Source organism: Nocardiopsis sp. iso_238, from assembly GCF_056173325.1.
This window is the reverse complement of record NZ_CM149668.1, coordinates 4,708,566-4,730,318: the sequence shown is the minus strand read 5'-3', so window position 1 is coordinate 4,730,318 and position 21,753 is coordinate 4,708,566. Positions and strand designations below refer to the sequence as shown.

The window sequence follows — 21,753 nt, the reverse complement described above, 5'->3', positions numbered from 1 at the left end:
GCCCCGTGAACGACCTCCCCGCCACCCCGGACGACTCCGGTCCCCTGCTGTCGGTCCGCGGCGTCGACGTCGGCTACCGCACCGGGCGCAGGACCCAGGTCACCGCCGTCCACGACGTCTCCTTCGACCTCCACCCCGGCCAGTCCATGGCCCTGGTCGGTGAGTCCGGCTGCGGCAAGACCACCCTCGGCCTCGGCCTGCTGCGGCTGCTCCCGCGCACCGGCGTCGTCCCCAAGGGCGAGATCCTCTTCCGCCGCAAGGACGGCACCCGCGTGGACGTGCGCACCCTGGAGAAGGAGAAGCTGCGCCGCTTCCGCTGGAACGAGGCGGCCATGGTCTTCCAGGGCGCCATGAACGCGTTCAACCCGGTGCTGCGGATCGAGGAGCACTTCCTCGACACCTTCCGCGCCCACGAACGCGCCGGGCGGCGCCGCCCCCGCAAGGAGATCATCGAACGCTCCGCCGAACTGCTGGAGATGGTGCGGCTCGATCCGGCCCGCGTCCTCGACAGCTACCCGCACGAGCTCTCCGGCGGTATGCGCCAGCGCAGCCTCATCGCCCTGGCCCTCGCGCTCAGGCCCCAGCTGATCATCCTCGACGAGCCCACCACGGCGCTGGACATCCTCACCCAGCGGTCCATCGTGGAACGCCTCGCGGAACTGCGCGAGGAACTGCGGTTCTCGATGGTCTTCATCACCCACGACCTCGGGCTGGCCGCCGAACTCGCGGACCGGGTGGGCACCATGTACGCCGGACGGCTCATCGAGACCGGGACCACCCGGGACATCTTCTACCGCTCCCGGCACCCCTACACCTCGGCGCTGATCAACTCCGTGCCGCCGGTGGTGGGCGACCTCCACATTCCCGAGTCCCTGCCCGGCGGGCCGCCCAGCCTCAACGCACTGCCCCCGGGCTGCGCGTTCGCGCCCCGCTGCGCCCACGCCCTGGACGCCTGCACCACCACGCGTCCCACGCTCGACGTTCTCAAGCACCGTGACGCGGGCCTGAGCCACACGGCGGCCTGCCTCCGCTCCACCGACGCCGAACTCCACGCCGAGGGGGTCTCCCGTGATTGACCGGACCGTCAACCCCGCCCACGCGGAACCGCGTCCCGACGACACCGCGCCGCGTGCCGCCAGCACGGTCGGCCACGCCGGAGCGCCCTCCGACCCGGCTCCCGGCAGCGTGCTCGACGCCGCCGACGCGACCGAGGCGGACGAGCGCCGTGCCCAGCCCCCCGTGCTGACCCTCAGGGGGGCCCAGCAGATCTTCCGGACCTCCCGGGGCGACGTCCCCGCCGTCGCCGGGGTCGACCTCGACGTCCGGCCCGGCCAGGTGCTCTGCCTGGTGGGGGAGTCCGGCTGCGGCAAGACCACCACGGCCCGCATGGCCGCCGCCCTGTCCAGTCCCACGGCCGGTGAGGTCCTGTTCCGGGGCAGGGACGTCGCCACGATGGACCGCAAGGAACGGGCGGCCTTCCGGCGCTCCGTCCAGTACATCCACCAGGACCCCTACGCCTCCCTGAACCCCGTGCGCACCGTCTTCTCCACGGTCTCCGCCGGGCTGCGCCGCCACCGGCTGGTGAAGGACCACCACGAGGCCCGCCGGGTCGCCACCGAGCTGCTGGAGCGGGTCGAGCTCACCCCGGCCGAGGACTACCTGGACAAGTACCCCCACCAGATGTCCGGCGGCCAGCGCCAGCGCGTCGCCGTGGCCCGGGCCCTGGCGATGGACCCCGAGGTGATCATCGCGGACGAGTCCACGTCGATGCTGGACGTGTCGATCCGCGTCAGCCTCCTCAACACCCTCGGAAGGCTCCGCGACGAACTCGGCGTGAGCTTCCTGTTCATCACCCACGACCTCGCCGTGGCCAAGTACTTCGCCTGGCGGGGCGAGATCGCGGTCATGTACCTGGGCAAGGTCGTGGAGCACGGACCCACCCCCCAGGTGGTCAACGATCCCCAGCACCCCTACACGAAGGCGCTCATCTCCGCGGTCTGCGAACCGGACCCGGACCTGGCGCGGAGCAAGGAGCGGGTCCGGCTGCGCAGCTCGGACATCCCCGACCTCACCGACCTGCCTCCCGGGTGCGACTTCCACCCGCGCTGCCCGCTCTACGCCGAGGGCAGCTGCGACACCGAACGGCCGCCGCTGGTCCGCAGCCACGACCGGTTGCTGGCCTGCCACGTCGTGACCCGGGGGTGAGGTGAGCTGCTGCTCCTCATCGGACGCTTCGGCCTGTTCGTCGGAGCGTTCCTCACCCTCGCCTGCACGCTCATGGTCGTGATCACATCCCCCGGCACAGCCGAGTTCGTCATCAGCGTCGTCACCGTCGGTGTCGGCCTGGCCGTTCTCTCCCTCGGTCTGCTCGCCGTCCTCCTGGAAAGGAAGCGTCAAGAATGACCTCCACCCCCTCGCGCAACGCGATCCTGAACGATCTGAGCAGAAGGCGGCTCCTCAAGGCCGTCGGCTTCAGCACGGTCGGGGTGGCCGGCGCGGGTCTTCTGTCCGCCTGCTCCGCAGACGGCGGCGGGAACTCCGACGCCACCCAGTTCACCGGGGTCTTCGACTACGACCTCGACTCCATGACGCGCAACGTCCACCGTGAGGACGGCGCTCTGCTGCTCAACTCGGTCTACAAGGACCTGTTCCTGTGCCCGGGGGGCGTCTACAACTGGGCCGAGCACGAATGGGACTACCTCCTGCTGGAGGGCCACGAGTGGGACGGCGACGACCTCGTCATGACCCTGCGCTCCGGGCTGAAGTGGAGCGACGGCACCGACCTGAACGCGGACGACATGATCCGCAGCTACGCCATGCGCGTCCTGGAGGCCCCGCCGTGGGGCTTCGGCTTCCCCCAGGTGCAGAACCTGGAGAAGCTGGACGACCTCAGTGTGCGGCTCGGGTTCGAGAACCCCTTCCCCAACATCGAGCGCAGCATCGTCAAGCACCGGATCGTCTCCAAGGTCACCTACGAGGAGTTCGGTGAGCGCGCGGTCGAGATGGTCAACGACGGCGTCCGGCAGGGCGACGACGAGCACGCCGAGTGGAACTCCGGGTTCATCGAGTTCAACCCCGACGTGATCGTGTGCAGCGGCCCGTACATGTTCGACGAGGCGCAGATGTCGGACGCGCGCATCACGCTGGTGCGCAACGAGAACGGCTACCAGGGCACCGAGGTGAGGTTCGACGAGGTCGTCGTCCACAAGGGCGACAACCGGCAGTCGGCGCTGCTGGTGCAGCAGGGCGAGGTGGACTACTCCAGTCTGGCCCCCTCCGCCGCCGACCAGCAGGCCTTCCAGAGCGTCGAGGGCTTCCGCTGGGTCGAGCACGCGGGCTACGACGGCTGCGGCATCATGTTCAACCACAAGGCCAAGCCCGAGGTCCAGGACGTGCGCGTGCGCAAGGCGCTGGCCTACGTCCTCGACGGCGACCAGATCGGCCAGGTGGCTCGGGGCGAGGGCTACAGCCGCGTCAACCACTACGCGGGTCTGGCCGACATCCAGGCCGAGGAGATCCTCACCGCGGAGGAACTGGCGGACTTCGAGACCTTCGACCAGGACCTGGACAAGGCCACGGAGCTGCTGGAGGACGCGGGCTGGACCAAGGAGGGCGGCAGGTGGTTGCTCCCTGACGGCGAGGAGGCCAGCTTCGAGGTCATCGGCGTCGCTGGCTGGGGCGACTTCGAGCTGACCGCCTCCCAGGTCGAGGAGGCCTGGAACGCGTTCGGCATCAAGACCGAGGCGCGCAACGTCCCCGAGGACAACCCGTGGGGCATCTGGGGAGCCGGTGACTTCGAGGTGGCCGTGCGCCACTGGGGCAACCCGGAGCAGCCCGACTACTGGGGCGCCTTCCAGATGAACTTCCTGACCGAGAACGCCAGGACCGAGGACTCCCCGGGCCAGGGGTTCGAACTCCAGGTCGAGAGCCCCTCGCAGGGCGACGTGGACATCGAGGAGCTGGTGGACACCGCCCAGCGGGCCGAGACCGAGGAGGAGCAGAAGGAGGCCCTGAAGACGCTCGCGATCGTCTTCAACGAGCTCCTGCCGCGCATCCCGATCTGGACCTACAAGTACCTCGCCCCGGCGGTCGAGGGCGTCCGCGTGAAGGAGTTCCCGACGGACACCCCCACCTCCCAGAACGAGCAGTACCAGGACAACCACGTCATCCTGGCGCTGATCAAGGGCGAGCTGGAGCCGGTCGAGGGTTGAGCGACGGATCCCCGGCGGTGAACCGGGGGTGACCGGGCCGGTCCCGGGCGGGGGCGGGTGCCTTCGGGCCCCGCCCCCGCCGGTGTGCCCGACCCCGCAGGGGGGTTACGGGCATGCGGGAGTTTGTCCTCCGGGGGGCCGTTTGTGCGCGTTCCAAGCGAAGACAGGTAGTCTCCCGTGCATTCGCACGCGCATCTGCGCGGTGCCTCTCCGTTCCCGTCCCCTGTCCCGGCACCCGCCGACCCCCGTTCGCCCCGCCCCCGCCCCGCCTCCCGGCGCCCTGGAAAGGACTGGCACACCGTGACCAAGGACCCGAAGGACCTGTACGACCTCGGTGAGGTACCGCCCCTGGGCCACGTGCCCGAGCGGATGCACGCCTTCACCATCCGGCGGGAGCGCTACGGCGAGCCCCGCGACGCCTTCGCCCACGAGATCGTGCCGGTCCCGGAGCTCCGGCCGGGTCACGTGCTCGTCTACACGATGGCCGCGGGCATCAACTACAACAACATCTGGGCGGCCAAGGGCCACCCCGCCGACGTCATCGCCGCCCGGGAGAAGGCCGGGGCGACGGAGGACTACCACATCGGGGGCTCCGACGGCTCCGGAGTGGTCTGGGCCGTGGGGGAGGGGGTGAGCGGGGTCGAGGTCGGTGACCACGTCATCATCGCCTCCGGCCAGTGGGACGAGGGTTCCGACGACATCCGCATGGGAGGGGACCCCGTCGCCTCCCGGAGCATGCGCGTGTGGGGCTACGAGCACAACTACGGCTCCTTCGGGCAGTTCACCCTCGTGCAGGACGTCCAGTGCCACCGCAAGCCGGAGAACCTGCCCTGGGACGTCGCGGGCGGCTTCCTCGTCAGCGCGGCCACCTCCTACCGGCAGCTCTTCGGCTGGGAGCCCAACGTCGTGCGACCGGGTGACCCGGTGCTGATCTGGGGCGGCGCGGGCGGTCTGGGAACCTCCGCGATCCAGCTCGCCCGCCAGGTGGGCGGAAAACCGATCGCCGTGGTCTCCACCCCGGAGAAGGCCGAGGTGTGCCGCAGGCTGGGGGCGGTCGGCACGATCCTGCGCACCGAGTTCGACCACTGGGGCCGGGTCCCCGACGAGAGCGACACCCAGGCCTTCGCGGCGTGGATGCGCGGGGCGAGGGCGTTCGGCAAGAAGTTCTGGGAGGAGCTGGGGGAGCGGCGGTCGCCCCGGATCGTCTTCGAGCACACGGGGGCGGACACCCTGCCCACCTCGCTCTACCTGTGCGACAACTCCGGGATGGTGGTGATCTGCGGGGCCACCTCGGGTTTCCAGGCCGACGTGGACCTGCGCTTCCTGTGGATGCGGCTCAAGCGCCTCCAGGGCTCGCACTTCGCCTCGCCCGCGCAGTGCCGCATGGTGATCGACCTGGTGGCCGGCGGACAGCTCGACCCCTGTGTGACCAAAACCGTACCGTTCGACGAGATCGGTACCGCGCACCAGCTCCTACGGGACAACAAGCAACCCCCGGGGAACATGGCGGCCCTGGTCAACGCCGCTCCGGGGCAGGTCGGGATCGAACTCTGACGGTCCCTTCCGGGGGTGGTCGCGGGGTCGTCCTCCAAGGAGGTGACACCCGGCAAGAATCAGACATTTCATGACAAAAGCACTACTTTCGGTCTGGTTCGAGCGGCGTATTTTCGGGTGTTCTCGCACGTCACCCGGGTCCTGTCCGGTGCCCCTTCGGCGGATCTTCGATTCTTCTGTCAAGCTGGGCGTCCTTTGTTAGTCTGACGAACCGAACGACGGTTCCCGGTGGAAGTACGGGAATTGTGTGGAGCGTGGACACTTGTCCACCGGATCGGGCCCTCTCCGCCGACCCCGGCCGCGCGCCACGATCCCCTCTCCCGCCAGAACCGTCGAGGCGTCCCCCCGGCGTTCGGGGCGTCTGGTCGTCTCACGGGCCGAAAGGTCCCGAGAAACGATTTCCTCCCTGGTCAGGGCGGTGGTGCGGGGCCACCGCCATCCGCCCACCTGATGCGAGGAGACGAGATTGTGGCACAGGCGTCACCGCAGGAACGCGATGACCACTCCCTGGCCAAGATGATGTCGACGGAGGATGGGCGTGGAGCCAGGCGCGAAGGAAGGTTCCGCCGAGCCATCTCCCGGATGGTCAAGTCCCAGGAACCCCCGTCACCGGAGACCGAGCAAGGAAATCCCGTGCATCAGCCCGTGCATCCGCACTCGCAGAACCCCGACCGAACGTCGGACGGCGAGGAGACAGCCGCGACGGAGCCCCCCACCGGACCCTTCTCCGCGTCCGCCGAGAACGGTTACCGTCCCACCTCCCGGGTGAGCGTCCCCAACCCCTACACGACCCGGAACCTGGAGATCGACGACGTCGACACCGGCGCCAACCAGGTCGGCCAGTGGCGCGGCGTCGGGCTCAACGAGCCGGAACCGCGCAGCCCACACATCCCCGCCACCACGGACACCATGACCGACAGCCCCAAACCTTCAGAGCACACAGAGCGGCCCGAGGCCCCTGTGTCACCCACGGCACCGGCCACGCCGGAAGCCACGGCCGCGCCCCGGCACACGCCGGGCCCGCGCGCCGCCCACGAGACCGCGAGGACGGAACCGCCCAGGGGCGAGTCCGGCGTGCCCGAGGCCGCCGACGCCCAGCGCTTCCCGGCGCCGGCCGAGTCGCGGTGGCCCGCCAACGAACCCGCCGAGCCCCGCGCCCAGTGGACGTCCCCTCTGGGCGACCCCGCGCCCGCGCCGTACGAGCAGCGACGCCCCGCCCCCGCCCGCCCCCAGGGGTCGGAGCCGGGACGGGAGTACCGCCCGACCGGGCAGGACCCCCACGCTCCGTACGGCTACCAGGGCCCCCCGGAGCACAACGGCCACCCGGGCCACCCGGGGGCGCGGAACCACCAGCCCTCCCAGGGCTACCCGGAGCCCTACGGCTACCAGGAGCCCCGCTACCGCCACGACCACGGCGGCTACCAGGAGCGCCCCGGACACCCGGACCAGGGCCCGCAGGGCCCCGGCTACCCGGGGTACGGCTACGGCCGCCCCGAGGCCGTGCCGCCCGGCTACCAGCAGCCGCACGAGGCCCAGGGCCACCCGGCCCCCTACGCCGGGTACGCGGCGCAGCCGCCCGCGCCGCACTACGCGGCCTACCCGCCGCCGCTGCCGTACCAGAGCGCCTACCCGCTGCCCTACCAGCCTCCCGGCTACGTCCTTCCGGGCCAGCCGGTGGTCTACCCGGGCCAGTTCGCGCCCTACGGGCAGATGAACCCCTACGGTCAGCCGGTCCAGCACGTCATCGTGCTCGCCGCCGGTCAGCAGCCGCAGGTGATCACCGCGGAGTCGGCCGCCACGCTCTTCTCCGAGCGCGCGGAGCCGTCCGTCTCCCCGGAGATCGGCCAGGACCGGGCGCTCACCCGCTCCGAGACCGGGACGGACGCGAACACCGCCACCGAACCGGCCAAGGAGACGGCCGAGCCCGAGGCCCCCGCGCGGGGCCGGGACGGTGGGGCCGCCACCGAGGCACCCGTCACGGAGGCCGTCCAGGACGCGCCCGCCGAGTCGGCCGGGGCCACCGCCGCCCCCACCGAGGACGGGCTCCAGGGAGACCTCCTCAACGAGGCGCTGGCCGGTCTGGCCATGCGCGACCTCTCCCTGGTCGACGCGCTCCTCGAGATGGTCGAGGCCCTGGAGACCGGGGCCCAGGACCCGGACCTGCTCGACAAGCTCTTCCAGATCGACAACTTCGCGACCCGTATGCGACGCAACGGCGAGAACTTCCTGGTGCTGACCGGGCACGACGGCGGCGAGTCCGACGCCCACGACGAGATCGTCCCGCTGCTCGACGTCGCCCGCGCCGCGACCTCGGAGATCAAGGACTACCCCAGGGTCAGCCTGGGCAAGATCCCCCAGGCCTCCATCACCGGTCTGGCCGCGGACGACATCAGCCACCTCCTGGCCGAGCTGCTGGACAACGCCACCGCGAACTCGCCCGAGCACTCCCAGGTCGTGATCAGCGCCCGTGAGCTGGACGACGGCCGCCTCATGATCGTCGTCGAGGACGAGGGCGTGGGTATCCCCGAGGCCCAGCTGGTGGAGCTCAACAGCCGTCTGGACGGCGAGCCCGTCCTGGACGACGAGGTGCCCAAGCACATGGGCCTCTACGTAGCGAGCCGGATCGCCCAGAAGCACAACCTGGAGACCAGGCTGGAGTCGCGCTCCTTCCGAGGGGTCAGCGCCTACACCATCGTCCCCAAGGAACTCCTTCGCGTGGCCACGCCCCGGATCCCCGGGCAGACCAGCACCACCACGATTCCCAGCACGAGTGCTCCCGTGACCTCGACCGGACCGATCCCGCAACAGCCCTCCGACGGCCGTGCGGTCAACGGCTCCAGCGGGCCCAAGACCCCGTCGCAGCCCTCTCCCGGAGGGAGCTCCGCGGTCACCTCGGCGGGCCTGCCCCGGCGCAGCGCCACCCCGCACGGCTCGCCGCTGCGGATGATGCCGCACCCCGACGCGCTGTCCGAGAACCCGCCGCCGCCGCCGAAGGGCCGGGACGACACCCCGCCCCGCCTCACCGGTGAGGCCCGTGCGGAGCAGATCCGCGACGAGATCGGTGACTTCCTCGACGGGGAACGCGCCGCCCTCGACGGCGAGGAGCTTGAGGACGACAAGGAATGACCTTCCAAGCGGGGGCCCGAGAGTCCCGTCCGGGCCCCCACACCCCAGACCCCCAGCGAACACGACCTTCGGCCGAGGCAGGTAGAGCACAACCATGACTGAATCCACGAACGACAGCGTTGAGAACTTCTCGTGGCTCATCGACCGGTTCGTCCGGGACGTGCGCGGTGTCGAGCACGCCGTCGTGGTCTCCTCGGACGGCCTGGTGCTGACCCACTCCAGTGACTTCCCCGAGGTGCACGCCGAGCAGCTGGCGGCCATCGCGAGCGGGCTGCACAGCCTGGCGGTCGGCGGTGCCAGCCTGTTCCAGCGGGGGGAGTGCGAGCAGCTCCTGGTGCGCTTCAACCACGGCCACCTGTTCATCATGGCCATCAGTGACGGTTCCTGCATGGCGGTGCTCACCGCACCCGGTACGGAGCTGAAGATCGTCGGTTTCCAGATGGCCAAGCTCGTGGACAACGTCGCCCACGTGCTCACTCCGCAGTTGCGCTCGCAGCTGCGCGAGGTCATCCAGAACTGACGACGGTGACCCGTAACGGTTCGGCAGGAATGAGGTTGCCGCGGCTATGAGCTTCCGCAGGCGAAGGAGTAACCGTGTTCGCCCGTTCACCTTCACAGGTGGGCGGACGCGGTCACGGCATCCGCTGATGGTGCAGACCCTGGTCTCGACGTCCGAGCCCGGGCAGGAACCTCCTGGCACCCTCATGCCGGAGTCGATCAGTATCTACAAACTGTGCCGGGAGACGCGGTCTCTCGCTGAGGTGTCGGCCGAGTTGAACATCCCCCTGGGTGTGACTCAGGTTCTGGTCAGTGACCTGGCCGAGCAGGACCTGGTGTACATCCACCCGACCATCACCGGCAGCAGTCCGTCCGAAAACCAGGTTCTGGAGAGGGCTCTTCGTGGTCTCGAACGACTTTTCCAGTGACAACAGGTCGAATCGCAAGAAGATGTCGAGCAAGATCGTCATCGCCGGTGGCTTCGGTGCCGGCAAGACGACCTTGGTGCGCTCGGTGTCGGAGATTCCGCCGGTCACGACTGAAGCGATCATGACCGAGGCCAGTGTCGGACACGACGACACCTCGGTCACACCCGACAAGACGACGACCACCGTCGCGATGGACTTCGGCCGCATCACCATCGACGACGAACTGGTCATGTACATGTTCGGCACGCCGGGTCAGGCCCGGTTCTGGTTCATGTGGGACGATCTGGTCCGCGGCGCCGTGGGCGCCGTCGTCGTGGTCGACTGCCGAAGGCTCGCGGACTCCTTCGACGCGGTCGACTACTTCGAGACCAACAAGCGGATTCCCTACATCGTGGCGCTGAACAAGTTCGAGGGGCGCTTGGACTACACCGCCGAGCAGGTCCGTGAGGCTCTGGAGGTCAGTCCGGAGGTGCCCATCATCGACTTCGACGCTCGACACAGGACGTCCGGCGGCGACGTGCTCAAGACCCTGTTGCGGTACGCGCTGGAGCACAACCGAGCGAGCGAGCCCGTCGCCTGACGGGCGGGGGCGTTCGGACTCCCTCTGGCCGATCCTCCCCCGCGGCCCCGTAGATTCCCAGGAAAGTTAGCGACACAATGCGCAAGATCCTTATCGTCGGCGCTGGCCACGCCGGCCTGCACCTGGCCCACGGTCTCCTGACCCATGGCTACGACGTCACGGTGATCACGGGGCAGTCCTCGATGGAGATCAGGACCGGGAAGCCCTCCATCTCCCAGTTCACCCTGCCCACGGCCCTGGAGTACGAGCGCAAGTTCGACCTGGACTTCTGGAGCGCGCTCTCCCCGCAGATCCGCGAGCAGAAGCTCATCATGTACGTGGGCGGTCAGAAGGTCACGTCACTCACCGGAAGCTCCCACCCCGGCAACGGGTACACGGTCTCCGTCGACCGGCGGGTGAAGATGGCCGACTGGCTGGAGTCCTTCGAGGACCGGGGCGGCAAGGTGGTCATCCACGGTGTCACCGTCACCGACCTCGACTACTTCTCGCGGATGTTCGACCTGATCATCGTCGCGGTCGGGCACGGGGAGCTGGGTCAGCTCTTCGACCACGACAGCAGTCGGTTCAGCGGGGCGCGGCCGCGCTCGCTGGCGCAGGCCTACATCTACGACGTGTGGCCGGACCCGGAGGAGTCGGAGAACGTCGGCTGGGCGGCCATCACCGAAGAGGCCGGGAACATCATCTTCATCCCCATCCTGAGCCAGGACGGGCCGTGCTACAGCATGTTCATGGTGGACAAGAAGGGCAGCCCCATGGACGCCTGGCCGGACCGGCCGGGGCCGCAGGAGCAGCTGCGCCGGATGAAGGACCTCAGCCGGAAGTACGCCCCGGACGTCTTCGAGCGGGTGCGGGACGCCGAGCTGATCGACGGCCGCAGCACACTGGTGGAGGACCTGACCCCTCAGGTGCGCAACCCGGTGGGCACCCTTCCCTCGGGAGGGAAGGTCCTGGGCATGGCCGACGTGGTCGTGACCATGGACCCCTTCGTCGGTCAGAGCTGGAACAACTCCACCCGCTGCGCCGAGGCGTACCTGGAGAGCATCATCGAACACGGTGACAAGGAGTTCGACGAGAACTTCCTGGTCAGGGCGTTCGACCGCTTCTGGGCCTTCGGCCAGGACAACCAGATGTGGGCCGAGTTCGCGGGGAGTATGTGGGAGCACGACCTGCCCGAACACGTCACCAACGTCATGACGGCGGCCTCCCAGCACCGGGAGATCGCCGACCGCTGGATCCAGGGGTGGGACCTTCCGTCCGACTACAAGAACTGGCTGTTCGACAAGGACGTGGCCCAGGCCTACATCGAGGAGGTCAAGGCGCGGAACGGCGGCTGATCCGCCCGTCTCCCCGGCCCCGACACCTCTGAGGCCCGGCGTCCCACTGGGACGCCGGGCCCTTTGTAGCATGGGTGCAAATTCGGGTAATGAAGGCCCGAATCCTCTGTCCGAAACCCCCCTCCATTGTCAGTGCTTGTGAACTAGCGTTACGCTCTTTCGGGTTGATGCCCGTTAGTCCTGAATGGTCTTTTGTGGGTCGGCGCCGAGAACAACTCGGTCCGCCTCGGTGAAGGTGTGGTAGACGCGTCTCGAAAACAACGTCGGCCTGTGCAGGTGCACGGTCGCTTGTTCATTCCCCGTGTGAGGAACGGACGCCGCCTCTCGCACAAGGGCCGGACATGGCGGACGAGAGTGAGAGGCAGCGATCGTGAGTGGCGAACCAGAGGGAACCCCTGCCCAGGACACCTGGGAGCCGGTCGCCGTCGTCGGGCTCGCCTGTCGGTTGCCCGGTGCCGGTTCCCCCGACGAGTTCTGGCGCCTGCTCTCGGAGGGACGTGAGGCCGTGGGCCCGCCCCCCGAACGGCTCGGGGAGACGGTCACCGAACGCGGCCCCGGCTGGGGCGGTTACCTGGACGACGTGGCCGGGTTCGACGCGGGGTTCTTCGGGGTCTCCCCGCGCGAGGCCGAGACCATGGACCCACAGCAACGGCTGATGCTCGAACTCGGCTGGGAGGCGGTGGAGCGCGCCCGGATCGCCCCGAGCACCCTGAGGGGCGCACGCGTGGGCGTGTTCACCGGAGCCATCGGGTCCGACCACGCCCTCCTCCTGGACCGCGAGGGCCCCGAGGCCCTCACCCGACACAGCCTCACCGGGACGCACCGGAGCCTGATCGCCAACCGCGTCTCGCACACCCTCGGGCTGCGCGGCCCCAGCCTGACCGTGGACGCCGGGCAGGCGTCCTCGCTCGTCAGCGTCCAGATGGCCGTGGAGAGCCTGCGCCGCGGCGAGTCCGAGATGGCGCTCGCGGGAGGGGTCAACCTCATCCTCGTCCCCGAGAGCACCGAGGCCGTCGCCCGGTTCGGCGGGCTCTCCCCGGACGCCCGCTGCCACACCTTCGACGCGCGGGCCAACGGCTACGTGCGCGGTGAGGGCGGCGCCCTGGTCGTGCTCAAACCGCTGGGCCGCGCCCAGGCCGAGGGCGACCGCGTGCTCGCGGTGATCCACGGCGGTGCGGTGAACCACTCGGGGGCGGGCGAGTTCCTGACCCGCCCCACCGCGGGGGGTCAGGCCGCCGCCATCCGCGCCGCACACGAGGACGCGGGCGTACGCCCGGACCGCGTCGGCTACGTCGAACTGCACGGCACGGGCACCCCGGCGGGCGACCCGGTGGAGGCCCGGGCGCTCGGAGAGGTGTTCGGCGCGGACCGGTCCGACCCCCTCCGGGTCGGGTCGGCCAAGACCAACGTCGGTCACCTGGAGGGGGCCGCCGGTATCGTCGGCCTGGTCAAGACGGTGCTCAGCCTGGACCACCAGACCCTGGCGCCCTCGCTCAACTTCGTCCAGCCCCACCCCGACATCGACCTCGCCGGCCTCGGCCTCTCCGTGCAGGCCCGACGCGAACCCTGGCCGGGCCACAGCCCGCTCGCGGGTGTCTCGGCCTTCGCCATGGGCGGCACCAACTGCCACCTGGTGGTGGGCCCCGCCCCGGCCACCGACCAGACCGCGGCCGAACAGGGCGGCGGCTTCGGCGGCTCCCGGGTCCTGGACCCGGTCCCGTGGGTGCTGTCGGCCCGTTCGGAGGCGGCGCTGCGCGAACAGGCCTCCGCCCTGCACGCCCACGTGTCCTCCCGGCAGCGGGACCGGGCCCTGGACGTCGGCCTGTCCCTGGCCACCACCAGGGACGTCTTCGAGCACCGCGCGGTGGTCTTCGCCTCCGGTGAGGACGACACCCGCGAACTGGAGTCGGTCCGCCTCGCGGACACGGGCGGTCCCCTGACCGACCCCCACGGGCCGGTGCTGGTCTTCCCCGGTCAGGGGGGCCAGTGGGTCGGCATGGGGCGCGATCTGCTCACGGGTGACGGGCTCCTGGCCAAGGCGTTCTCCCAGCGGATCCGGGTCTGCGAACGCGCCCTGCGCCCGCACGTGGACTGGTCGCTGTCCGCCGTGCTCCGGGGCGACCCCCAGGCTCCGCCCCTGACGGGGGAGGGGGCCCGGGTCGACGTCGTGCAGCCGGTGCTCTGGGCGGTGATGGTCTCGCTGGCGCAGGTGTGGTCGGTGCTGGGGCTGCGGCCCTCCGCCGTGGTCGGCCACTCCCAGGGGGAGCTGGCCGCGGCCTGCGTGGCCGAGGCCCTGCCCCTGGAGGAGGCCGCGCGGATCGTGGCCCTGCGCAGCCGCGCGCTGACGGCGTTGGCGGGCAGCGGTGCCATGGCGTCCCTGGGCGTCTCGCCGGAGGAGGCGGAGGAACTGGCCGCCTCCCTGCCGGACCTGCACGTCGCCGCGGTCAACGGGCCGCGCGCGGTCGTGGTCTCCGGCGCTCCGGAGTCGGTCCGCGAGGCGGTGCGCGGGTGTGAGGCGCGGGGACTGCACGGCTCCCTGGTGGACGTGGACTACGCGTCCCACTCGGCGCACGTGGAACGTATCCGGGGGCGGTTGCACACCGCCCTGGGCCGGGTGCGCTGGCGCCCCGCGAAGATCCCCTTCTACTCCACCCTGACCGGTACGGAACCGGGCGGGAGCGGCCCGGCCCTGGACGCCGACTACTGGTACGAGGGCCTGCGCAACCAGGTGCGGTTCGCGTCGGCGGTGCGGGCGCTGGCCGCCTCCGGGCGCCGCACCTTCATCGAGGTGGGCCCGCACCCCGTGCTGTCCTACGGTCTGCGGAGCACCCTGGCCGAGGCCGGGGTGCGCGGACACGTGCTGGAGACGCTGCGTCGGGGCGAGGGCGACCAGGCCCGGTTGCTCACCGCCGCGGCGGAGGCCTTCACCGCCGGGGTCGACGTCGACTGGGCGAACCTGTTCGAGGGCACGGGCGCGCGCACCACGGACCTGCCCACCTACCGCTTCCAACGAGAACGGTTCTGGCCCCGTGCCCGGGCCAGGGCACGGGCGGTCGCCCCCGCCGAGCCGTTGGACGAGCGGGGTCTGGAGCTGGTTGACGGGCGCACGGTGTTCGGCGGGCGCTTGGACGACGCCCGCCAGTCGTGGGTGCTCGACCACCGGATGCTCGGCCGTACGGTGCTGCCCGGCGCGGCCGTGGCCGGTCTGCTGTCGCACGCCGGTGAGCGGTCGGGCGCCGCCACCGTCGCGGAACTGACCGTCGAGGAGCCGCTGGTGCTCCCCGGCGGCGGCCGGGAGACCGAGGTGCAGGTGACCGTCGGGCCCGCTGACGAGAGCGGAGCCCGGGACGCGAGCGTGCACACGCGCGGCCCCGGCGAGACCGGGTGGACCAGGCACGCCTCCGGTTCCCTGGAGCCGGGTGGACTCACGTCCGAACCCCTCGTCGGAGCCTGGCCGCCACCGGAGGCGGTCGACGTCGGTCTGGATCCCGAGGACGCCTACCGGCGTCTGTCGCGCCGGGGCTACGCCCTCGGTCGGCTCTTCCGCTGCCTGCGCCAGGTGTGGAGCCTGGGCGACACCCTCCTGGCCAGGGTCGCCCTCCCGCGCGGCCACGGACAGACGCTGACCGGGCTGCACCCCGCGCTCGTCGACTCGGCGCTGCACGCGGCGCTGCTGTTCGGTTCGCGGTCCGAGGACACGACCCTGGTGTCCGCGTCCTGGCGCGGCCTGCGCACACGCGCCGGGGCCGCGCCCACGGAGCTGTGGGTGTCCCTGGAGCCGCTGGGCGCCGACCGCTACCGGGTCAGCGCCCTGGATCCGACCGGCCTCCCGGTCCTGGAGGCCGACGAGGTCGGGTTCCGTTCGGTGGAGCAGGGGGCGCTGCCGCCCGCGCCCGGCGAGGAGCCGGTGCTGTACCAGCTGCGCTGGGACCCGACGACCGTGCCGAGGAGCACCACCGACGCCCCCGCGAACCTGCCCGACCTGGACGACCTGGACCCTGACGGCCCGGTCCCGGACGTGGTCTTCGCCGAGCTTCCGGCCGCCGTCGTCTACGCCGAGGGGGAGAGTGTCCCCGACACCGTGCGGGAGGGGTTGTCGGCGGCGCTGGGGACGGTCCGCTCCTGGTTGCGTGACGAACGCTTCGCTGACTCCACCCTGGCCCTGATGACCTGGCGCTCCGTCTCGGTCGGACCGGACGAGCACATCGGCGGCCTGGCCGCCGCCCCCGTGTGGGGGCTGTTGCGCTCGGTCCAGCGCGAACACCCGGGTCGGCTGCTGCTGGTCGACACCGACGGCTCCGAGCGCTCGCACGGCATACTGCCCTCCGCCGTGCGCTCCGGCCAACCCCAGATGGCGCTGCGCAACGGCGGTGTCCTGGTACCGAGGCTGGTCCCCGTGGCCGACGCCGACCGGTCGGCGTCCGCGGCGCCCGTCTGGCGCCTGGACGCGGACGGCTCCGGTTCCTCACGGGACCCGGACCTGTCGGCGGCCTCGGACGCCACCGCGCCGCTGGTGTCCGGCCAGGTACGGGTCGCCCTGCGCGCCGTGGGCGTGGGCCGCCGCGACGTCTCCACCGTGATCGACGGCGGAGCGGGGCGGCGCGGGGGTCTGGACGGAGCGGGGGTGGTCGTGGAGACCGCCGAGGACGTCACCGACCTGTCCGTGGGGGACCGTGTCACCGGCCTCTTCCCCGGCGCGACCGGCCCGATGGCCGTGGCCGACCGCCGGGTGCTGGCACCCGTCCCCGACACGTGGGGGTGGGCCGAGGCCGCCGCGATCCCCGGGGCCTACCTGGTCGCCTACCACGCGCTGGTCGACGTGGCCGGGCTGCGGCCCGGCGAGAGCGTCCTGGTGCACGCGGCCGCCAGCGGTGTGGGCCTCGCCTCGGTCCAGTTGGCCCGGCACATGGGCGCCAGGGTGTTCGGCACCGCGGACCCGCACCAGTGGCCGGTGCTGGAGGACTACGGCCTCTCCCAGGACCGGCTGGCGCCCTCCCGGACCCTGGACTTCGAGGACGCCCTGCGAGCGGCCAACGGCGGTTCGGGCATGGACGTCATCCTGAACTCCCTCACCGGCCGGTTCGTCGACGCCTCCCTCCGGCTGCTGCGCTCACCCGCCGACGGGCGCGGGGCCGGCGGCCGTTTCGTGGAACTCGGCGGAACCGACGTGCGCTCGGAGGCGGAGGTGGCCGCCGCCCACCCCGGGCGCGGTTACGAGAGCTTCGACCTCCTCGACCTGGCTCCCGAACGCGTCGGGCAGATGCTCACCCGCGTCATGGAGCTGCTGGCGTCCGGGGCCGTGCGGCCGTCGCCGGTGAACGGGCTCGACGTCCGCGACGCCGAGGAGGCGTTCTCCGCGGTGCGTCGCGGGGAGTACATCGGCCGCACCGTCCTGCACCTGCCTGCTCCCTTCCCGCACGGCGCGACGGTCCTGGTCACCGGTGGAACCGGAGAACTCGGCCACCGGGTGGCCCGCCACCTGGTCGCCGGCTACGGGGTGCGCCACCTGACCCTGACGAGCCGTCACGGCGAGTCCGCCCCCGGGCAGGACGAGCGGACCGACGAGCTGCGCCGGATGGGCGCGGAGGTGGTGGTGCGGGCCTGCGACGCCGCTGACCGCCCCTCGTTGGAACGCCTGGTCCGAGGGCTGGACCGGCCGCTCGGCTCCGTGGTGCACGCGGCCGGGACGGTCGACGGATCCCCCGTCCTGGACGGTGACCCGGACCGGTGGGAGGAGACGCTGCGGTCCAAGGTGGACGCGGCCTGGAACCTGCACGAGCTCACGGAGGACCTGCCCCTGGCCTCCTTCGTGCTCTTCTCCTGCGCGGGCGGGGTCGTGGGGTCGCCCGGACACGCCCACCAGGCGGCGGCGGACGTCTTCTGCGAGGCCCTGGCCCACCTCCGCCGCGGCCGGGGCCTGCCCGCGACCTCCCTGGCCTGGGGCCCGTGGCGCGGAGACGACCGACCGGCCGAGGAGGACGACGCCGCCACGGCCGGTGGTGTCCTGTGGCCGATGCCGCCGGACCGGGCCCTGGCCAAACTCGACGCCGCGCTGTTCCTGCGGGGGACCGCGTACGTTCCGGCGCTGCTGGACACCGAGGCCCCGGACCTGCCGGTGCTGGCCGCCGGTGCGCGTACCGAGGCCGCGGCCGCCCGGCCGACGGCGCCCCTCGTGCCCCGACCCGCCGTGGAGCGCGCCGACGAGGAGAGCGCGGCGGAGCCCGGTCCCACCGGGGGTGACTGGACCGGGGTCGACGGCCCCGAGCGCGAACGCCGACTGCTCGCGGAGGTGCGCGCCCACACCGCCGACGTCCTCGGGCTCCGTGGCGGCGCGGCGGTCCCCGCCGACCGGCCCTTCCGCGAGCTCGGACTGGACTCCATGGGCGGGGTCGAGCTGCGCAACCGGCTCTCCGGGGCCACCGGGAGGCGGTTGCCCGCCACGGCGGTGTTCGACCATCCCAACCCGCGTGCCATGACCCTGTTCCTCACGAAACTTCTGGAGACTACTGACGACGCGGCCTCGGTGGCCGCGGACGAGACCGACGACGGGACCAACCGGACCGAGGGGGGCGCCGGCGACGCCGCCGGAGCCAGCGACATCGACCGGATGGACGTGGCGGGCCTGCTCGGCCTGGCACTGGGAGATCAGGGCCGTGACTCGGCCGAGGGGGAGACGGTTGATGGCTACCGATGACGTGGGGAACGCGCAGCTGGTCGAGGCGCTGAGGGCCTCGCTGAAGAAGAACGAGCAGCTGCGCCGCGAGGTCGAGCGGACCTCCGAGCCCATCGCCGTGGTGGGTATGGCCTGTCGGCTGCCCGGCGGTGTGGACACCCCCGAGGACCTGTGGGCCCTGCTGGACAAGGGCGCCGAGGCCGTCGGCCCGCTGCCCGGCGACCGGGGCTGGGACGTGGACGCGCTCCTGGGCCGTGGCGACGGCGGCGCGCGTTCGGCCATGGGCCAGGGGTCCTTCCTGGAGGACGCCGCCGGGTTCGACGCGGGGTTCTTCGGGATCTCCCCGCGCGAGGCCGAGGCCATGGAACCCCAGCAGCGCCTGTTCCTGGAGGTCGCCTGGGAGGCGATCGAGCGGGCGGGCATCCCGCCGACCTCGCTGAACGGCACCGACACCGGTGTCTACGTGGGCGCGATCCCCCAGGAGTACGGTCCGCCCCTCGCCCAGGCCCCCGGCGACGGGTTCGCGATGGCGGGCACCACGACCAGCGTCATCTCCGGCCGTGTGGCCTACACGCTGGGTCTGACCGGGCCCGCGCTGACGGTGGACACCGCCTGCTCCGCCTCGTTGGTGGCCGTGCACCTGGCCGCGCGCGCCCTGCGCGCGGGGGAGTGTGCCCTGGCGGTGGCGGGCGGTACGACGGTCATGTCCGACCCGGGGCTGCTCACCGAGTTCACCCACCTCCGGGGACTGGCCCCCGACGGCCGTTGCAAGGCCTTCGGCGCGGGCGCCGACGGGGCCGGCTTCTCCGAGGGGGCGGGCGCGGTCCTGTTGGAACGGCTCTCCGACGCCCGCCGCAACGGGCATCCGGTGCTCGCGGTGATCCGCGGCTCGGCGGTCAACCAGGACGGTGCCTCCAACGGGCTGACCGCGCCCAACGGGCCCTCCCAGGAACGCGTGATCCGGGCGGCCCTGGCCGACGCCGGGCTCGCACCGGGTGAGGTCGACCTGCTGGAGGCGCATGGGACCGGCACCACGCTCGGTGACCCCATCGAGGCCCAGGCGCTCCTCTCGGCCTACGGCACCGGACGGAACCCGGACCAGCCGCTGTGGCTCGGATCGCTCAAGTCCAACGTGGGCCACACCCAGGCCGCCGCCGGTGTCGCCGGGCTCATGAAGCTCGTGCTGGCACTGCGCCACGGCACCATGCCCCGCACCCTGCACGCCGACGAGCCCAGCGGCCACGTCGACTGGTCCCCGGGAACCCTGCGCCTCCTGAACCGCTCCCGTCCCTGGCCCGAGGGGGACCGTCCCCGCCGGGGCGCGGTGTCCTCGTTCGGGATGAGCGGTACCAACGCGCACGTGGTGGTGGAGGAGCCCCCGGTGGAGGAGCCCTCGGAGCGGCCCCTCGCTCCACCGCACCACGCGGCGCTCGGGAACGGGATCCCGGTGCCCTGGGTGCTGTCCGCCCGCGACGGCGCGGCGCTGGCCGCTCAGGCCTCCCGTCTGCGCCAACACCTCCAGACCCGGCCGGAGGCCGACCCCGTCGACGTCGGCCGGACCCTGGCCGCCGACCGGGACGCCTTCGAACACCGGGCCGTGGTGATCGGCCGCGTTCCCGGTGACCACCTGTACGGGCTCGACGCCCTGGCGGCGGGGCGCCCCGACCCGACGGTGCTCACGGGCCGCGCCCCCGGCGACCGCGGCACCGTCCTGGTCTTCCCCGGTCAGGGCGGCCAGTGGGCGGGCATGGCCGTGGAGCTGCTGAGGTCGTCGCCGCGCTTCGCCGCGCGCATCGCCGACTGCGAGGCCGCCCTGGCCCCGCACGTGGACTGGTCGCTCGGTGCCGTCCTGCGAGGGGAGGAGGGCGCCGCGTCCCTGGACCGGGTCGACGTCGTCCAGCCCGCGCTGTGGGCGGTCATGGTCGCCCTGGCCGACCTGTGGACGGCCCACGGCCTGCGCCCCGACGCGGTCGTCGGCCACTCCCAGGGCGAGGTCGCCGCCGCCTGCGTCGCCGGGGCGCTGTCCCTGGAGGACGGCGCGGCGGTGGTGGCGGTGCGCAGCCGCGCGGTCCTGACCCTGTCCGGCACAGGCGGCATGCTGTCGGTGGCCCGGTCCGAGGAGCAGGTCCTGGCCGACATCGCCGACGAGCCGCTGCACGTGGCCGTGGTCAACAGCGCCTCCGCCACGGTGGTCGCCGGTGACGCGGAGGCGCTGGACCGCCTGGCCGACCGCTACGAGGAACAGGGGGTGCGGGCACGCCGGGTCGCGGTCGACTACGCCTCCCACACCCCGCACGTCCAGCGTCTGCGGGAGACCCTGCTGAGCTCGCTGGCCACGGTGACGTCCCGCCCGGCCGACATCCCCATGTACTCGACCCTCACCGGGCAGCCGGTGCGGGACGGGGAACTGGACGCCCTGTACTGGTACCGCAACCTCTCCGAGCCCGTGAACTTCCAGCGGGTCACCGAGTTCCTGCTGTCCACCGGGCACGGCGTGTTCGTCGAGGTCGGACCGCACCCCGTCCTGAGCATCGCCCTCCAGGAGACCGCCGAGGCCGCCCACTCGGGCGAGACCGCCGTGCTGGCGACCCTGCGCCGCGACGAGGGCGGACCGGACCGTTTCCTCGCCTCGATGGCCGAGGCCCACGCCCACGGCGTGCCCGTCGACTGGTCCACCGTCTTCGGGCCCGGAGCCCGCTCCGCGGACCTGCCCACCTACCCCTTCCAGCGCCGCCGCTACTGGCGCTCCCGTGCCGCGACCCCGGCGGCGCCCACCGCCGTACCGGAGCCCGGAACGGCCGGAGCCGAGCCGGAGCCCGGACCCGCGCGGACGGCGGTCCGTGCGTGGACTCTGCCGGACGGCCTTTCCGACGCCGAGCGCCAGGACGCCGTCATGGGCCTGGTCCGCACCGAGACCGCTGTGGTGCTCGGCCATCCCGGCCCCGAGGAGGTGGAGCTCCGCCGGGGCTTCCTGGACGCCGGAGGCACCTCCCTGGCGGCCGTCACCCTGCGCAACCGGCTCAACGAACTCACCGGGCTGAATCTGCCGGTCACCGTCGTCCTGGACCATCCGACCCCGGTGGAGCTCACCGCCCACCTCCTGGAACGGCTCGCCTCCGACGAGCGGACTCCGGTGGGGTCCCTTCTGGAGGAGCTGGACCGGCTGGAGGCGTCGCTCTCCGCCGCCCCCGTGGAGGCGAACGTCCGCGACGAGGTCGAGGAGCGCCTGCGCGGACTCCTGCGCCGCCTTGGTGAGGGCACGCGGACGGACGGCGGACGGGACCTGGAGGAGGCCTCCGACGATCAGCTGCTCGAACTGATCGACCAGGAGTTCGGGATCTCCTGACCA

At 72.0% G+C, this 21,753-nt stretch carries 12 protein-coding genes; all 12 read left to right on the top strand.

Annotated elements, in window-relative coordinates; all coding sequences use genetic code 11:
• Positions 1–5: 5 nt before the first annotated feature.
• Positions 6–1,076: an ABC transporter ATP-binding protein gene (locus AC0VYL_RS21385; RefSeq protein WP_475455324.1), complete on the top strand. Its 1,071-nt coding sequence runs from the start codon at positions 6–8 to the stop codon at positions 1,074–1,076.
• The gene (locus tag AC0VYL_RS21380; protein WP_475481320.1) at positions 1,069–2,205 is read left to right on the top strand and encodes an ABC transporter ATP-binding protein; all 1,137 of its coding nucleotides are present in this window, start codon (positions 1,069–1,071) and stop codon (positions 2,203–2,205) included. Before AC0VYL_RS21385 ends, AC0VYL_RS21380 begins: the two co-directional genes overlap by 8 nt.
• Positions 2,206–2,211: 6 nt before the next feature.
• Entirely contained in the window at positions 2,212–2,403 is a 192-nt protein-coding gene (locus AC0VYL_RS21375; RefSeq protein ID WP_378737636.1) for a hypothetical protein, read from the top strand.
• Complete coding sequence (locus AC0VYL_RS21370) at positions 2,400–4,211, top strand: ABC transporter substrate-binding protein (RefSeq protein ID WP_475455320.1); 1,812 nt, start codon at positions 2,400–2,402, stop codon at positions 4,209–4,211. The genes AC0VYL_RS21375 and AC0VYL_RS21370 overlap by 4 nt, the downstream gene beginning before the upstream one ends.
• A gap of 300 nt (positions 4,212–4,511) precedes the next feature.
• The gene (gene ccrA, locus AC0VYL_RS21365; protein WP_475481319.1) at positions 4,512–5,765 is read left to right on the top strand and encodes a crotonyl-CoA carboxylase/reductase; all 1,254 of its coding nucleotides are present in this window, start codon (positions 4,512–4,514) and stop codon (positions 5,763–5,765) included.
• A gap of 633 nt (positions 5,766–6,398) precedes the next feature.
• Positions 6,399–8,891 (top strand): sensor histidine kinase, encoded by a 2,493-nt coding sequence (locus AC0VYL_RS21360; RefSeq protein ID WP_475481317.1) that lies wholly within the window; start codon positions 6,399–6,401, stop codon positions 8,889–8,891.
• A 94-nt stretch (positions 8,892–8,985) separates the two neighbouring features.
• Positions 8,986–9,411: a roadblock/LC7 domain-containing protein gene (locus AC0VYL_RS21355; protein WP_017543700.1), complete on the top strand. Its 426-nt coding sequence runs from the start codon at positions 8,986–8,988 to the stop codon at positions 9,409–9,411.
• 46 nt (positions 9,412–9,457) lie between these two features.
• Positions 9,458–9,817: a DUF742 domain-containing protein gene (locus AC0VYL_RS21350; RefSeq protein WP_013151545.1), complete on the top strand. Its 360-nt coding sequence runs from the start codon at positions 9,458–9,460 to the stop codon at positions 9,815–9,817.
• Positions 9,818–9,839: 22 nt separating this feature from the next.
• Entirely contained in the window at positions 9,840–10,397 is a 558-nt protein-coding gene (locus tag AC0VYL_RS21345; protein ID WP_049576901.1) for a GTP-binding protein, read from the top strand.
• 77 nt (positions 10,398–10,474) lie between these two features.
• Entirely contained in the window at positions 10,475–11,731 is a 1,257-nt protein-coding gene (locus AC0VYL_RS21340) for a styrene monooxygenase/indole monooxygenase family protein (protein ID WP_475455314.1), read from the top strand.
• A gap of 370 nt (positions 11,732–12,101) precedes the next feature.
• A complete protein-coding gene (locus AC0VYL_RS21335; protein ID WP_475481316.1) occupies positions 12,102–18,425 on the top strand; it encodes a type I polyketide synthase in 6,324 nt (2,107 codons plus the stop codon).
• Positions 18,412–21,750, top strand: a complete 3,339-nt coding sequence (locus tag AC0VYL_RS21330) for a type I polyketide synthase (RefSeq protein ID WP_475481315.1) — start codon at positions 18,412–18,414, stop codon at positions 21,748–21,750. Before AC0VYL_RS21335 ends, AC0VYL_RS21330 begins: the two co-directional genes overlap by 14 nt.
• Positions 21,751–21,753: the final 3 nt, after the last annotated feature.